The sequence below is a fragment of the Paenibacillus koleovorans NBRC 103111 genome (assembly GCF_004000845.1).
Taxonomy (GTDB): Bacteria; Bacillota; Bacilli; order Paenibacillales; family NBRC-103111; genus Paenibacillus_AA; species Paenibacillus_AA koleovorans.
Genome location: NZ_BIMA01000145.1, coordinates 1 through 15,409, shown reverse-complemented (window position 1 = coordinate 15,409; position 15,409 = coordinate 1). Strand labels below are relative to the sequence as shown.

At 55.6% G+C, this 15,409-nt stretch carries 14 protein-coding genes and 1 pseudogene; 10 read left to right on the top strand and 5 right to left on the bottom strand.

The features are described from left to right. Positions 1-297 precede the first annotated feature (297 nt). Entirely contained in the window at positions 298-1,218 is a 921-nt protein-coding gene (locus tag PKO02S_RS28810) for a LysM peptidoglycan-binding domain-containing protein (RefSeq protein ID WP_127588468.1), read from the top strand. 102 nt (positions 1,219-1,320) lie between these two features. Here the strand turns inward: PKO02S_RS28810 and PKO02S_RS28805 are convergent, their stop codons facing one another. From PKO02S_RS28805 to PKO02S_RS28795, 3 genes are read right to left on the bottom strand one after another with little or no spacing between them, the layout of a single operon-like run. Next, complete coding sequence (locus PKO02S_RS28805; RefSeq protein ID WP_127588467.1) at positions 1,321-2,325, bottom strand: TIGR03943 family putative permease subunit; 1,005 nt, start codon at positions 2,323-2,325, stop codon at positions 1,321-1,323. A gap of 24 nt (positions 2,326-2,349) precedes the next feature. Continuing rightward, positions 2,350-3,381 carry a permease gene (locus PKO02S_RS28800; RefSeq protein WP_373865250.1) on the bottom strand — a complete coding sequence of 344 codons (1,032 nt, stop codon included), beginning with the start codon at positions 3,379-3,381 and terminating at the stop codon, positions 2,350-2,352. Between the two features lie 24 nt (positions 3,382-3,405). Then, the gene (locus PKO02S_RS28795) at positions 3,406-4,425 is read right to left on the bottom strand and encodes a CobW family GTP-binding protein (protein WP_246067552.1); all 1,020 of its coding nucleotides are present in this window, start codon (positions 4,423-4,425) and stop codon (positions 3,406-3,408) included. A 162-nt stretch (positions 4,426-4,587) separates the two neighbouring features. On the opposite strand from PKO02S_RS28795, the gene PKO02S_RS28790 reads away from it, so the two are divergent. Together PKO02S_RS28790 and PKO02S_RS28785 are read left to right on the top strand one after the other, a co-directional pair. Beyond that, positions 4,588-5,103, top strand: a complete 516-nt coding sequence (locus PKO02S_RS28790; protein ID WP_127588465.1) for a DinB family protein — start codon at positions 4,588-4,590, stop codon at positions 5,101-5,103. Then, positions 5,100-5,882, top strand: a complete 783-nt coding sequence (locus PKO02S_RS28785; RefSeq protein ID WP_127588464.1) for an endonuclease/exonuclease/phosphatase family protein — start codon at positions 5,100-5,102, stop codon at positions 5,880-5,882. The genes PKO02S_RS28790 and PKO02S_RS28785 overlap by 4 nt, the downstream gene beginning before the upstream one ends. 61 nt (positions 5,883-5,943) lie before the next feature. On the opposite strand, the gene PKO02S_RS28780 is transcribed toward PKO02S_RS28785, so the two are convergent. Next, positions 5,944-6,147 (bottom strand): hypothetical protein, encoded by a 204-nt coding sequence (locus PKO02S_RS28780; RefSeq protein ID WP_127588463.1) that lies wholly within the window; start codon positions 6,145-6,147, stop codon positions 5,944-5,946. A gap of 207 nt (positions 6,148-6,354) precedes the next feature. On the opposite strand from PKO02S_RS28780, the gene PKO02S_RS28775 reads away from it, so the two are divergent. Genes PKO02S_RS28775 through PKO02S_RS28765 form a run of 3 tightly spaced genes read left to right on the top strand, consistent with a single transcriptional unit; the run spans position 6,355 to position 10,060 of the window. Then, entirely contained in the window at positions 6,355-7,821 is a 1,467-nt protein-coding gene (locus PKO02S_RS28775; protein WP_127588462.1) for a spore germination protein, read from the top strand. A gap of 14 nt (positions 7,822-7,835) precedes the next feature. Continuing rightward, complete coding sequence (locus PKO02S_RS28770) at positions 7,836-8,936, top strand: Ger(x)C family spore germination protein (RefSeq protein WP_127588461.1); 1,101 nt, start codon at positions 7,836-7,838, stop codon at positions 8,934-8,936. 20 nt (positions 8,937-8,956) lie between these two features. Then, positions 8,957-10,060 carry a GerAB/ArcD/ProY family transporter gene (locus PKO02S_RS28765; RefSeq protein ID WP_127588460.1) on the top strand — a complete coding sequence of 368 codons (1,104 nt, stop codon included), beginning with the start codon at positions 8,957-8,959 and terminating at the stop codon, positions 10,058-10,060. Positions 10,061-10,085: 25 nt separating this feature from the next. On the opposite strand, the gene PKO02S_RS28760 is transcribed toward PKO02S_RS28765, so the two are convergent. After that, entirely contained in the window at positions 10,086-10,892 is an 807-nt protein-coding gene (locus tag PKO02S_RS28760; protein ID WP_127588459.1) for an alpha/beta fold hydrolase, read from the bottom strand. Between the two features lie 116 nt (positions 10,893-11,008). Between PKO02S_RS28760 and PKO02S_RS28755 the strand changes: the two genes are divergently transcribed. From PKO02S_RS28755 to PKO02S_RS28740, 4 genes and pseudogenes are all read left to right on the top strand, one after another. Further along, the gene (locus PKO02S_RS28755) at positions 11,009-11,773 is read left to right on the top strand and encodes a class I SAM-dependent methyltransferase (protein WP_127588458.1); all 765 of its coding nucleotides are present in this window, start codon (positions 11,009-11,011) and stop codon (positions 11,771-11,773) included. Between the two features lie 123 nt (positions 11,774-11,896). Further along, complete coding sequence (locus tag PKO02S_RS28750; protein WP_127588457.1) at positions 11,897-12,640, top strand: polysaccharide deacetylase family protein; 744 nt, start codon at positions 11,897-11,899, stop codon at positions 12,638-12,640. A gap of 55 nt (positions 12,641-12,695) precedes the next feature. Next, a pseudogene (locus PKO02S_RS28745) lies at positions 12,696-13,905 on the top strand (multidrug effflux MFS transporter). A 34-nt stretch (positions 13,906-13,939) separates the two neighbouring features. Next, entirely contained in the window at positions 13,940-14,857 is a 918-nt protein-coding gene (locus PKO02S_RS28740) for a M55 family metallopeptidase (RefSeq protein ID WP_127588456.1), read from the top strand. The last annotated feature ends 552 nt before the right edge of the window (positions 14,858-15,409 follow it).

Here is a 15,409-nt window from a genome sequence, read left to right as displayed (position 1 = left end):
GTCTGCCTTTGTAAGCATGGCCCATCCTCAGCCCCCATTCCATCAAGGGCCATGCTTACAACAGCAGTCGGAACCCCTCTTTCTGCCCTCCCACCGCACCAACTGAACACATACGCCAGAGGACCATCAGGGTGATCTTCCCTGATGGTTTTTCTTATGAGATCCTCCGAAATGTGATCTTCTAAAATAGTTAAAATAATGCAAATTAGGTTATATGTTAATTTTTAGCGCTTTCATTCCCTTTCTTGTTCGGGTTATGATGAGTGGAACCGACAATAAGGGAGATGACAGATCAGCATGAAGCAATCGATCAAATTCACTCTTGTAGGAACTGCATTAACGATTTCTTTGTTAGGCTCCGGTCTGGGCGTGAGCGGTCAAGCAAACCATGCCTTGGCAGCCGGAGGCTATACGGTGAAGGCGGGGGATTCGTTGTGGAAAATCGCAACCGCCTATGGCGTAAGCGTTGAAGCATTGAAATCGGTAAATGCCCTCTCATCCGACTGGATTTATCCGAACCAACAGCTGCGTATCCCGGGCCAGACCATCTACTACACGGCGACTTCCGCCGACACGATGTGGCTGATCGGCCAGAAGTTCGGCGTCACGCTGCAAGCACTTATCCAAGCGAATCCTCACATTTCGAATCCGAACAATATTTGGGGCGGGCTGACCGTACATATTCCGTCTTCTCCCTCGGCGAGCGCGGCTGTCGTGGCGGCATCCGCCGTCAACGTTAGCGGCGGCGGATTAGCCGCTGCCGGTCGCTTCCCGCTGGCGAAGGGCTCATACCAGCCGTACGAGAACAGCTTCGCCGCCGCACGCACATGGTCGCCGGACCAGCAGCAGACCGAGCGCAGCCACGAGGGCGTCGACATTGAGGCGGCGAAGGGGACGCCGGTCTACAGCGCGACGTCCGGCAAAATTATCCGGTTCGGCTGGAACTCGCTTGGCGGCTGGCGCGTGACGATCCAGGCGACCGATACGACCGCCGTGTATTACGCGCATCTGTCCGGTTATGCCGCTGGGTTGAAGCTCGGCGACGCCGTCGGCGCGGGCCAACTGCTCGGCTACGTCGGCGACTCCGGCTATGGGCCGGAAGGGACGACGGGCATGTTCGAGCCGCATCTGCACTTCGGCGTGTACGATACGACGAGCAGCACTTGGGTAGCGCAAGACCCGTATCCGCTGCTGAAAGCCTGGGAGCGGAAGCAGTAAGGATAAATGGAGTGGAAGGGGATGGCGTGTTCGCCATCCCCTTTTGCCGCCGCTGATGTACCAAGTAGACAAAATAGCGAGACGAGGTCTTATTCCATCACCTCAATCAAAAAACGAGTAATCCGGATACACGTAGGGCGACTTCGGTACCTCGATCTTCACGATTTGTTTGGCGTCCAGCTTCATGAAGGCGTATTCACCCAGCTTCGTTTTCCCCAAGACGCCGGTTACCTTCACCCAGCTGTCTTCGGCGTAGGAGGAGGCGTTTGGGGTTTCGATCAGAATGCCGTACGGCACCGAATCGGCGGAGCAGCATTGCATCGCGAGGCGGGCGACGACGAACTGCTGGGCGTTCATCTGACCGTCGCGGTAGACGAAGCCGCTGATTTCGACCCGTTTGCCCATCAAAGGGTCCATAAACAAATCCAATGTAGTCATCGTCTCCAGAAAACGTACTTCCTCGACGCGGATTAAGTCCTGCTTGTACAAGCTGAGGCCGTAGATGGAGTAAGCTTCATTGAAGTCTTCCAAATGGAACAGCTTCTTCAGCTCATCGTCGGCCGAGGCGGCAGGTGCAGCAACGGAAGAAGCATCTGCAACGGGTGATGGACTCGCACTCGACGATGGAGTTGGCACTGGCGAAGCAGCAGGCACTACAACCGCAGCCGCACCTGAAGTCGTAGCCAAGCCCGCACTTGAGACCGATGCCGGCGCAGCTCCTAATGTTGCAGTCGATGCCGATAAGTTCATCCCCTTGATCGAGGCGATGCGGCTGCCCATCCATTGATCCGGCAAGACGAAGCCCAGGGCAAGCGGCAAACCAAACAAGCCGTAGAGCAGCAAGCTCCGCCAAACCGAACGGGGCATCTCGTGGCCGCACTCGCAATCCGGCTCCTGCTCCGTTCGGCTCTGCACCGCCTTGTACGCTTGATGCACGGCCAGCAGGAAGAGAGCGATCGCTGATAGTTTCACATAGAGCTGCATACGAGGTGCGATGTAATAGATGAGGTGTTCGGATTGGACCAATTGGACGATGTAGTAGCACAAGGCCGCGGCGAGAACAGCCCGGATGCCGTAATGCCAAGTACTGGAGCGAGTTTCCTCCATTATTGCACCCCCATAGATTCAACTTCAAAACAGCCAATTTTGTGCCGCAACGGCGCCAATCCAGACGCTAACCAGAATGAGCCCGGCCAAAAGCAGCACAAACCGAGCACGGAAGACGGACAGCAGCATCGCGGTGCTTTTCAAATCCAGCATAGGACCGAACACAAGAAAAGCTAGCAACGAGCCGGCCGAGAACGATGTGGCGAAAGAGGAAGCGACGAACGCATCCGATGTGGAGCAGATCGACAGCAGGTAGGCCAGTCCCATCATAAACAATGGAGCCGTCCATTCGCCTTGCCCCAATTGAACCAACTCCGAGCGAGGAACGAATGTCTGGATCGCAGCCGTGACCAAGGCACCGAACATCAAATATTTGCCCATCTCGAAAAACTCGTCGGAGGCATGTCCCGCGATTCTCATCAGCCGATTGCCTCCCCCGCCGCCCGCATGATGCCGATGCTCCATCGCCGAAGCACGCTCCCCATACATAGTGGATCGGCTGTTCTTAAGCGGATTCGACTTGACGAGTCGAAGGAGAAGCAGACCAATCGCGGAAGCGACGAGCAGAGCTAGTCCCATCCGGGCATAGACGAGCTCCGGGTTGCCCCGGAACGCGGCGTATGTAGCGGCGAACACAATGGGATTCGCGATCGGACCCGCCAAGATGAATACAACGGCGATATACAGCGGCATGCCCTTGTGCATCAAACGGCGGATGACCGGGATGAGCCCGCATTCGCAGATCGGGAACAGCATGCCCAGCGCGCAGCCGAACAGCACGCCTAGAATCGGATTCCGCGGGATGAACCGCTGGATCGTCCGCTCGGAGACGAACTCCTGCATCAGCGACGAGACGAGAATGCCTAGCAGGATGAAGGGCAGCGCCTCCAGCGCGATGCCGATGAACATCGTTTTGAAGGACAACAAGGCATCCGGATATTCGGTCGGGAGCGAGGGGAGTCCTCCGGGAGAGAAGCTGAACCAAATGAGCAGGCCGAATACGGCTAAGAATGCGGTATGAAGCGCCCACTCGGGAATAGGACGAGTACGTTGCAAGAGGAAAAGCCTCCCAATCCAATATTAATCGAGTGTCAGACGTTGCCACATGTCGCGAATTTGCGCTTCCGACAGCTCGAGCCCGATAAGTACCAAGTAATGGTCCCCGGTGTATGCGGTAGTTTGCCAGTTGAAGCGGCCGCCGGCCATTTGAAGCAGTTGGACGGAAGCTTCCTGCTGGATTCGCAAATATCCTTTCGCTCGCAGTAGACCGGTTCCGATCGATTTAAGAAACTTTTCGACGGATTTGGCCGAAAGTAAGCCCGTGACCGGTAAAGTCATGGTGACTAATCTCGAATAGCTGCGAGTATAAGCGGAAGCTGAGATGCTGTCTGACGGATGCAAAGGCTGTTGCCGTTGCTGTTGCTGAGGTCGGATGACGGAAAAAGCGGATGCCCGGTTGTTCACGGCAACAGCCTCGCGATGTGCGATTCCATGCAGCAGCAGCTCCGGGTCGATCTGGCTCTGGGTAGTATAGTGCATAGGTGCGGTTTCGTTATGTTTGCGGACGGCTTTTTCAATTTTTGTCAGCCGCGAGGGTGGGACCAGGTCCATCTTGTTCACGAGCAACAGGTCGGCGACGGCGATTTGTCCGCGAAGCGTATCCACCAGCTGGCGATCCGTCGAGAAAATGCTGTTGTACTCGAGGGTCCATTCCGCATCCAGGACGGTAACAATATGCTTCAGACGAACTTTGCTCAACAACGCAGGTTCGGTCAAACAATCGACGATTTCCTCCGGATTGGCTACGCCGGTCAGCTCGATGAAAATCAAATCCGGAGAGCGGAGGGCGAGCTGCTCGAGGGAGCCGGCGACTTCGCTTTTCTTGTCGCAGCACACACAGCCGTCCAGCAGCTTCTCGATCGACATGCCTTGCAGCTCCTGCTGCAGCAGATGCCCGTCGATATCGCGCTTGCCGAGCTCATTCATGAGAATCGCCGGCTGCAGGCCCCTGCTGCGCGCTTCGTGGACGAGCCGCAAGAGCAAGGTCGTTTTGCCGCTGCCGAGAAACCCGCTTAGAATCAACACCGGTATCGCATTCATGTGAGACCTCCTCATACGATTGTTAAAATGTAATGATTACGATTAATAACTAGTGTACCATATCCAATATATAGCGTGAATACCAAATCTGCATGACAACTAGGCATGATCGATTGAATCGTATATGATAAGAGGACTATCCATCGAGGAGGAATGTTACTTATGCTGCAAAGACCGAATGCCGAAGAGCATGCCCCTTTTTTCGCCGCTTACATTGGCCAAGTACCGGAGGGCGATTTGATACAAATTTTGGAGAATCAGCAGGAAAGAGTGCATGCTCTGTTCGCAGGCCTCTCCGAGGAGAAGGCGATGTCCCGCTACGCGCCGGGCAAATGGTCCTTGAAGGAAGTGCTCGGCCATATCACCGATACGGAACGAGTCATGAGCTATAGATTGCTGCGAGTCGCGAGAGGAGACCAAACGGCGCTTCCGGGCTTCGACGAAAACGTGTTCGTGGATGGCGCCGCCTTCGATCGCCGTTCCATGACGGAGTTGCTAGAGGAGTTTGACACCGTACGCAGCGCGACATTGAAGCTTATCCGCGGCATTCAGCAGGAAGCGTGGGCCCGAGTGGGGACCGTGAGCAACCACTCCACATCTGCCAGAGCGCTGGCCTTCGTGATCGCCGGTCATGAGCGGCATCACGGCCATGTCGTGCGGGAGCGTTATTTGAAATGAGATTGAAGTTGGCTACATTCAATATTTGCCATGGTATGGGAATCGATAAAGTAACGGATCTCGGAAGAACGATTGAAGTGATCCGGGCAAGCGGGGCGGATCTGATCGGCTTGCAGGAGGTGGACCGGCATTTCGGCGAACGAAGCGGCTGGGAGGATCAGCCGGAGCGGCTGTCCCATGCACTGGGTATGCACGTCGCCTACGGTCCGAACTTGGAGCTGGAGGAGGATCCGCAGCATCCCGGTGTACGCCGGCAATACGGCACCGCGATTCTCAGCCGGTATCCGGTCGAATACGCGCACAATCATCCGCTGCCGCAGGTTATCGTACCTGGAGCATGGAATGAGAAGAGAGGAATCCTAGAGGCGCATATTCGCATCGGTGGCCGGCTCGTTCGTTTTTTGAACACGCATCTGGGCCTGGCGGCTGAAGAAAGATCGCTGCAAACGAAGGTATTGAGCGAATTGGTGGATGCAGGTTCAACGGGCAACTTAAGCTCAAGTCCAATCGTCTTGACAGGGGATTTCAATACGAGTCCCGAACAGATGGAGCTGGCGAGCATCGGCCTCCTCCTCCAGGATTCGTACGCCACTGCCCATGAAGGCGCGCATGGCGAGACGTTTCTCATCCTCGATCCAGGCAAAAAGCCGGAGCAAGCTAGAGCGGACCGTTGCATCGACTATATTTTCGTTTCGTCCGCCTTGCGGGTCGTTGGATCCGAAGTGCTTCGGACATATGTGTCCGACCATTTGCCGATCGTGACCGAAGTGGAATGGTAACAAATAAGGCTCTTCTCCAAGGACCAAACAATGGTCCTGCGAGAAGAGCCTTTTTTTCGCTTTAATCCAGTACTACGTAAAATAAAATCGCCAGCCCCAAGATGGCCGCTACTACATAGAAGCTCGTCAAGCGCAACATGTTGCCCTTGGTCCGTGTCACATAACCGGGATTGCCTTCCCGGTTCGGCCTTGACAAGCCGACTTGAACGGTCGCGACGCCGGCGGCGAGTGCGATCAGAATAATGATGCCTGCAAGGACGGTCATAGGACTTTCACCCCTCAACCTGAATTACTTTCATTATAACGCGCGAATCCACGCCTGAGAAGGAGTGTCATCGAATCTACAAATTTGCGACATGCATAAAAATGGCGCATTTTCAGCACATTACCTCTAGCTATGGAGGTTGATTCAAATATGGGTCCTTCAAATAACCAAACAACCACAAGCACCTTGAAATCGGATAGCATCTCGATGGAACAACTGTTTTCTCGGGCGGGGATGTCGAGCGATTTCTTGCAGACCTCCATCGGACTTGGTCCGAGACGGATCAATCTCGCCTATTTCAAAACCATGATCGATTTGCCGACGCTGCATGCTTTGAATTTGATCATGCAGGAGCGTGCGGAGGAGCCGGGAGCGGCGAAGCGTCCTCTGACGCTGGACGAAGTCCGGGCCTGGTTGCCGATCGATACGATTCAACCGACCCGGGATCCTCAGGAAATGCAGGATTGGCTCATGAGGAACAGCCTGCTCATTTGGCTGGAAGCGGAACCAGCATCCGCGCTTTTAGTCGAAATTCCGCAAACCGGAGCCGTACGCCAAGAAAATGCAACCGAAAACGAGTTCAGCGTAGTCGGACCGAAAATCGGCTTCGTCGAACGGCTGGATTCGAATATTCAATTGCTGCGCTATCAAATCAGTCTTCCGAACCTGGTGTTCAAGGAGATCAAGATCGGCAGCGTGTCCAAAACCAGAGTAGCGATCGTATATTTGGACGGCGTTACCAATCCGACTCATATCCAAACCGTAGAGACTCGGCTGCAAAAGATGGACTTCGAGGTCGTATTCGACTCGTCCCAGCTGGATCAGATTATTGCCGACAACTCATGGACGCCATTCCCGTTGTTCGTGTCCACCGAACGCCGCGACCGAGTCGTCTATTCGCTCATTTCCGGGCAAGTGGCTATTATGAGCGAGGGATCGCCATATGTCATCACAGGACCTTCCACGTTATACGACTTTTTCATCTCTCCGGAAGACTATTACTTGCCTTGGGTGCTCGGCTCCTTTTTTCGGCTTGTTCGCATAGTTGGCGTTCTATTCTCGATTTTCGCTACATCGATCTACGTGGCTGTCGCCACGTACCACTACCAAATATTGCCGGTTGACCTGTTGACTCCGTTCATCCAATCCCGCCAATATGTCCCGCTTCCTCCGGTGTTGGAGGTGCTGTTCCTGGAAATTACGATCGAGTTTCTCCGTGAAGCGGGTGCGAGGCTGCCGACCAAGATTGGGCAAACCCTCGGTATCGTAGGCGGTGTGATCATTGGACAAGCGGCCGTCGAAGCCGCGTTCACCAGCAACATTTTAATTATTGTCGTAGCTTTGTCCGCACTGGCTTCCTTCACGACTCCCATTTACAAGATGTCCAACACAATCCGATTTTTGCGTTTTCCGCTCATTATTTTAGCTGCGTTCTGGGGCGGGATCGGCGTCGTGGTCGGACTGAGCTTGATCCTGATCCATATTACTAGGCTGCGTTCGCTGAACAATCCTTACACAGTGCCCATCTTTCCGTTTTACAGGAGGGGCTTGAGCGACAGCGTAATCCGCTCCTCTTACAATTTGACAACGGAGCGTCCGGCTTACTTGAACCCGCTGAGTCGAACTCGCTACAAGCCGAGATCCGAGAAGAAGACCCCGGAAGAGGACGAGTGAAAGGGTGGGCATTCATGGCGTTTGGAAAAACAGCGGTCTTGGTTTATATGTCGGCAATCGTCGTTCTCCTGGGGGGCTGTGCGGACAAGAGCATCATTGACAAAATCCAATTGGCGCAGACGCTCAGCGTCGATCTGGACGGGGAAAGCGGAGGGGTCAAGAACACGGTGTTGTTCTCCAACTTCGAGCGGAATGACCAAGTGCGAATCGAGCAATTGACTACAAGAGGTGACAACTTCATCAACGCGCTTCCCAAAATGAACATCCATATCAACGCCCCGATCGAGTACGGCCATCTGAAAATGATGCTGTTCGGCAAATCGCTTGCCGAGAAAGGGCTGGAGACGGTACTGCCATCGCTGTGTCGTGATCCGGAGATCGGTTCCTGGCTGCTGCTCGGGGTGACGGAAACCGAGGCGTCCGAAGCGCTTCGTAAAGTGCAAGCAAACAATATCCCGTATTACTTGTATGATATGGTTACTCAAAATATCAAAAACGGCAATTTGCCGGAAATGAATTTCCACACGTTTATCAACAGCTATTTCAGCCCAATTCAGGACGTGATGCTGCCTTATTTGAAGGTGGAAGACGACGGGGTCAGGCTCGACGGGATTGCGTTGTTCCGAGAAAACAAGTATGTGACCCGAATCGATATGAGGGATGCTTTCTTGTTGAAGCTGCTGCTGACCGACTCCAAAAAAGGGAGACTGCTTGTTCCGATGGTAGACGAAGAGACGAATAAGCCTTATTCGCTGCTGCTTACGAGCGTGCACTCCGACACGGATTACAAGCTGACCGCTACGAACCCGCTGCCGGCGCTATCCATTCAAGTTCGGTTAAATGCGCAAATCAGGGATTACCCCTTCTCCATACACTTAACGGATTCCGGTAAGCGGAAGGAAGTCGAGCGCCAAATCGAGCAGTTCCTTGTCAAGCAGATTAAGCGATTCATCGCCTTTCTACAGGAGCACCGGGTCGATCCAGTCGGGTTCGGCAACATTGTACGCAGCCGGGACCGCAGCTTTCAGCCGAATGAGTTTCAGGACCACTACCCGCAGATGAAAACGGATGTGAGCGTGAAGGTGAACATCCGGTTGACGGGCTTAGGGGATTAAGGAAAGGAAACGGACAACGTATGTCGACAAGCGGGAGTAGTCGCAAGCTGCTGCCCCCCTATACGATGCTGTATCTGATGCAGGGCTGCATGGTAGGGGTGGGGATTCTAAATTTTCAGCAAAAGCTGGTGCAACGGGGGAGCTACGATTCTTGGCTCGCGGTCCTCCTCGTAGGGCTGTCCATCCAATTGATCGTCTGGATGTGTTACAAGCTGCTCGGTTACTCGGAGCAAGAGCCGATCGACCTGCTTCAGCTGCACGCGCTGCTGTTTGGCAAGGCGGCAGGTTGGCTGCTCAATGCGGCGGTCAGCCTCTATTTTTTTGCCGGCGCTGCGATCGTTTCCATCCAATTTATCGAAGTGGCCCGCATCTGGATTTTTCCGCTCATGACTCCGTTCTTGCTGTTTCTCTTACTGGCCCTTGTCGTTTACTATGCGGTATCGGGAGGTATCCATACCGTGGCCGGCTTCGGTTTCTGGGGCGTGATCATTCCATTCCTGTTTCTGATCGTGATGCTCGTCTCTTCAACCCGGGATTTGCATATTTCGAATATGATCCCGGTTTTCCACCACTCGCCTGCCGATATGATGGCCGCGTGCAAGACGATCGTGTTCGAGTTTATCGGGTTCGAGATTTTGCTCATGTGCTATCCCTGGATGCAGTCCCCCAAGGCGTCGCAGAAATGGGCGCATTTGGCAGTAGGGGTTTCCTCTTTCTTGTACTTAGGCGTCGCGCTGATTTCGTTTATGTACTTCAGTGAGGGATTGCTGCAGCACACGACATGGCCCACCTTGATGTTGGTGAAAATGATTGAAATTCCAATCTATCAACGGATGGAATACATCCTGATCATGATCTGGTTTCTGAAAATAGCGGCAAGCATTTCGATTTTGTTATGGGCGGTGTGTCGGGGATTGAAGAGGACATTGAAGACGAAGCTTTCGATCAATTTGCTCCTTTGTTTGACTTTGCTGGGGGTGCTGTTTGGCGTGCTGCAGGATCATGCGGCTATATTGCGATACTCCAGCCTCTATGGGAAAATTGGATTTGGATTTATATACGGGTACATTCCGATTCTGTTCGCGGTGATGCTCGTGCGAAAATGGAGAAGGAGGAGCCGATAAGCGGGACTTCCTCCTTACGGGTCTCTTAGTCTCTACCCGCCTCGTACAGCTTCATTGCAATCATCGCCGGATCCGTCTTCGCCGTCGTCATATGGTCGCCGCTGCCTTGAATGAACCGGTACAGCCCGAGCCGATTCGACATATGCGGATGCCAGCCGTAGTTCGGGTTGCCGAACGGCATGACATGGTCTTCGGTCAGGTTGACATAGCTGCGCGGCGTGCTCAGCCTGTAGAATTTCTTGAGATCCAGCTTCTCAAAAAGAGGTTTGGCCGGCTCGGGCGTAATCCGTTCGTAGGTTTGTTTGGCTTGCCCAATGTCGGCGAGATTGACGAACAATTCCCTGAAAAAGGGGAATGGCAGCATGATCGTGTCGTTGCCGGATTGAAGCCGGATCTGCTCGAACATCGCGCGCGCCTCTGGCGGGAGTTCTTCTGCCGCGCTTTGGCCGTCCTTCAAGACGAAGGCGTTCCAGAAGACGAGCCGGCGGATGCGCTCCGGGACAAGCTCGGCCACTTTCTGCACGACCGTGCCGCCGAAGCTATGGCCGACAAGGACGATGTCGTACAGGTTGTGGGCCGCGATATCTTGAGCGATCGATTGCGATATCGTCGAGTGGGTGATATTGGTATTGTGTGAATCCGTGCCGTGTCCGGGGAATTCCGGGACGTACACAGTATGGCCCATCCGGCGCAGCTCCGCGGCGATGCCTTCCCAGAAGCTGACGTCGGCCCAGGCGCCGTGGATCAGCACGAAGGTGAGGGGCTGTATCGGTGTCCGGCCCGGCGCCCACCCCTGTGACCACCCCGGGTGGCGATTTCCAAATAAAGACATGATCGTATTCCTCGCTTGCCATTGAATTTTCAACTGCAATACTATATGCCAGCTAGGCGCACTTGTGTTAGCATGGATGTGAAGATTAGCCTAGAGAGAAGGGTGTGGAGCAGCAGATGAACAGCAAGGAACGGTTCTCCAATCGAGTGGACAATTATGTGAAGTTCAGACCGAGCTATCCGCAAGAAGCAATCTCTTATTTGTATGATACGGTAGGCTTTCGGCCGGAATCCGTCATCGCGGACGTCGGGGCGGGAACGGGTATTTTCTCCGCACTCCTGTTGGAAAGGGGCAGCGCGGTCGTAGCGGTGGAGCCGAATGTGGCGATGCGGGAAGCGGCGGTCGAGCGGTTGGGCGGCGAGCGTTACTCGGGACGGTATCGGGCTGTTGAGGGTGCTGCCGAGACGACAGGTTTGCCGGCTGCTAGCGTGGACTTTATTGTCTGCGCGCAAGCGTTCCACTGGTTCGAGCGGACGGCGACGCAGGCGGAATTCCGCCGCATCTTGAAGCCGGGAGGTCGCGTTGCGCTCGTCTGGAACTCGCGGCTGACCGAAGGCAGCGAATTTTTGAGCGAATATGATCGGTTACTGCAGCAATATGGGTCGGATTACAACGAAGTGAAGCATACGAATATAACAGTGGAGTCGCTGCAGGGTTTTTTCGCGAGTGGCGAGCTTCAGGTCGAACGGTTCCCTTATAGTCAGAAGTTCGACTTCGAAGGCCTGCAAGGGAGGCTGCTGTCTTCGTCCTATTGTCCTACGCCTGGCGAGCCGAACTACGAGCCGCTTATGGCTGAGCTGACCGCGTTGTTCGACCGAACGCAGGAGGATGGCGTCGTGTCGTTCGACTACCGGACGGAAGTGTTCTGGGGCAACGTTTAAACTTTCGCAGGGTAGGCGGTTGGTCGTTGCGCATCGTGAAGATCGCGTGATTGATCGTGCTTCAGGATAGGGTTGCCGCTTGCGCCACATACTACCTCCAAAACTTATGAAGGGGTAGTGGGTATGAGTGGTCGGAAAGGTAGCCGGCGTGTTGGGAGGTTCGGCGCGGTCGCGGTCGGTCTGGCTCTGCTAATGGTGTCGGGCGCTTCTGCAAGTGTGAGCGCGAAACAAGAGAGCGAGTTCCTTATACGGGATGTGCCTGTGGAAGAGAAGGTCATTGCGCTGACATTCGACGATGGGCCGACTACGGACGAAACAGTGCAAATTTTGGACTTGCTCCAACGATTTGGCGTGCGCGCGACTTTTTTCGTGTTGGGCTTCCGCGTGGAGCGGTATCCGGACATTGTCCGTCGGGAAGTGGCCGAAGGGCATGAGCTGGCCAATCATACGTACAGTCATATGCTGTGTACGCCGTCGGTCTCCAACGGCCAGCTGATCGGCGATATCCGAAAGGCGCAGAAGGCGATCGAGCAGGTGACCGGCGTGTCGCCTCGGCTATATCGGCCGGTGCAGGGCTTCTACAACGACAGGCTGCTCCAGGGCGTCCACGAGGCCGGCTTGCAGACGATCCTGTGGTCGCGCGATCAGGATACTTGGGATTGGGATCGGCCCGGCGTTGGGCGTATCGTACGCACGGTATTGAACAATGCCTCCGGCGGGGATATCGTGCTCATGCACGATCATGTGCATGGCAAGAGCGATACGCTGAAGGCGTTGGAAATCATCGTGCCGCGGCTGCTGGAGCAAGGGTTTCGATTTGTGACGGTGAGCGAGCTGTTGGAGATGAGACGGGCGACGGTGAAATAAAGGATGACAGTAGGATAGGGATTGGGATTGGTTTGGGGAAGGAAGGTAGCTTGAGATGAGTGGGAGTGAAGCGCTGACGGCTTCTGGCGTCCGGCAGCGGCGGCTGTGGATCGCTTCTGTGCTCGGGGCATTGTGCGCGTTCGGACCGCTGTCGATCGACATGTATTTGCCGGCGCTGCCGAGTATGACGGAGGAGCTGGGGACGACGACGTCGCTCGCGCAGCTGAGCTTGACGGCTTGTCTCGTCGGCATCGCGTTCGGCCAGGTGCTGGTCGGGCCGCTCAGCGACGCGAACGGACGCCGCAAGCCGCTGCTGATCGCGATGGCCGTGTACATGGCCGCGTCCGTGCTGTGCGTGCTCGCACCGAACATCGCGCTGCTGGTGGCGGCCCGCTTCGTCCAGGGGGCGGGCGGCGCGGCCGGCATCGTCATCGCAAGAGCGATTGCGCGCGATTTGTACGCGGGGTCGGAGCTGACGCGATTTTTTGCGTTATTGATGCTGGTGAACGGAGCGTCGCCGATATTAGCGCCGGTTGTAGGCGGGCAACTGATGAAGGTCGTACCCTGGCAAGGCGTGTTTGTTGTGTTGTGTTTGATCGGGGCGGTCATGTTCGTCGCCGTGTTGTTCGGCTTGCCGGAGACGCTGCCGGTTGAGCGCCGGACGACAGGCAAGGTGAGAGATACGCTTGCGACGTACAGGCGCTTGCTTACGACGCGGTCGTTCATGGGCTACGCGTGGGCGCAAGGGCTTGTGATGGCGGCGATGTTCGCCTATATCTCCGGCTCACCGTTCGTGCTGCAGGAGCTGCACGGGGTATCGCCGCAAGGGTATTCGCTGTTCTTCGCCGTGAACGGAGTCGGGATTATTATTGCTTCGCAGACGACAGGGCGCCTGGCTGCGCGGATCGGTGAGGCGAAGCTGCTGCGGATTGGGCTGAGCTTGGCGGCTCTTAGCGGGACGGCGCTGCTGCTTGGCGTTGTGTTTGTCGGCGAGCTGTGGGCTATCGTTGTGCCGCTGTTCTTCGTCGTGTCGAGCGTGGGGATCGTCTCGACGGCGAGCTTCTCGCTCGCCATGCAGCAGCAGGCGAGCAATGCCGGCAGTGCGGCGGCGCTGCTCGGCTTGCTGCCGTTCGTTCGGCGCGGCGGCCGCGCCGCTCGTCGGCTTGGGCGGCAGTATGACCGCCATGCCGATGGGGGTTGTGATCGCCGCGGCCGACTTGGCGGCGTTCGTTTGTTATTGGCAGTTCATTCGTAGAGTTAGATAGAGGACAAGAGAACGAAGGGAGAGGTTGAGGGGATATGAGGGAGCTAGTAGGGGAATGTACGAATTGCCAGCGTCCGGTTTATTGCGAGGACGGCTTTTTGAATGGGACAGTGACGGAGGATCGAGGGCTGCTTTGCTTCGAATGCGCTTCGCCTGCAGCATCAACTGCCGAGACTCGCAGGTTTTTCATTCTCACCGACCTCGAAGGGCCGGCCGGTGTCGACAGCTTCACGCAAACCCGCCCGGTTGACGGGTTTCCGGAACGGATCGAGTCGGCGAGGAAGCTGTTGGCGGGCGAGGTCAACGCCTGCATCGAGGGCATTCGGTCCGTCTACCCGAATAGTGTGGTCGATGTGTGGGACGGCCATGGCCCGGTGGGCTTGTATGCGGAGGATGTAGTGGGCGGCACTTATTTGCGAGAAGGCAGGCCTTACATGCGGCTTGAAGGATATGACGCGCTGCTGTTCGTCGGGCAACACGCGATGGCCGGTACATTCCATGCGCCGCTCAATCATACGTATTCGTCCAAGTCGGTCGCTTATTTCCGGCTGAATGGCGTGTTTATCGGCGAGTTCGGCGCCAGGGCGCTGCTGGCGGGGACGCAGAACGTCCCGACGATTTACTTGACCGGCGATGACAAGGCGGCGTTGGAGGCACAGGTGTTCATTCCCGATATCGAGACGGCTGTCGTGAAGAAGGGGCTCGGTATCGAAGCGGCGGAGCATTTGGAGATCGAGGAAGCCAGACGCGTCGTGCGGGAAGGCGCAGCCCGAGCAGTGCGCCGGCTGGGCGAGATTCAGCCGTTCCGAGGGATCGCCGGGCCTTACGTGCTGGAGATCGGCTACTTGGCGCCTGTCGGCGACGAGGAGCTGCCGCGTGGAGAACGCGTCGAGCGGATCAACGAGCGAACGGTGCGCATCTACGCGGATAACTTGGCGGACTTGCCGATCTAGGCGTAACCGAGAGGAACGTAGTACGGATTCCGTACTACGTTCTGGCCGAATGCCCTTCTGCAGCCAATTTAGTACGGAATCCGTACTAATCTCGGCGAATTCGCGAGATATTCGGAAAATAAGTACGGAAAGCGGACTAACTGCATTGTCGGATTGCAACCTGGCCCACAATTTAAGGGGTCAGGTTCTTTTTTTGAAGGGCAGGGAGCAGGGAGTGTGGGTTGGAGCAGATTTAGCCGGTTTGGACGAGTAATTTGGTGCTGGGAGCGGGGATTGGGGCAGAATTAGTCTGTTTCGAGCAACAATTCCCCACGCGAGCGTCGGTTTCAGCACAATTAGTCTGCTTCGAGTAACAACTCCCCGCCCGAGCGTTGGTTTCAGCAGAAAAAGTCTGCTTCGAGTAACAACTCCCCGCCCGAGTGCCGCTTTCAGCACAATTAGCTGATTAGCTGTTTTGAGTAACAACCGGTTTTAGTCGTCATTTGTACAGAAAATTGTACATGGTCGGACCGGGTAGTTGTATTACTCAGAGGACCGTCCCGGCAACGGTGT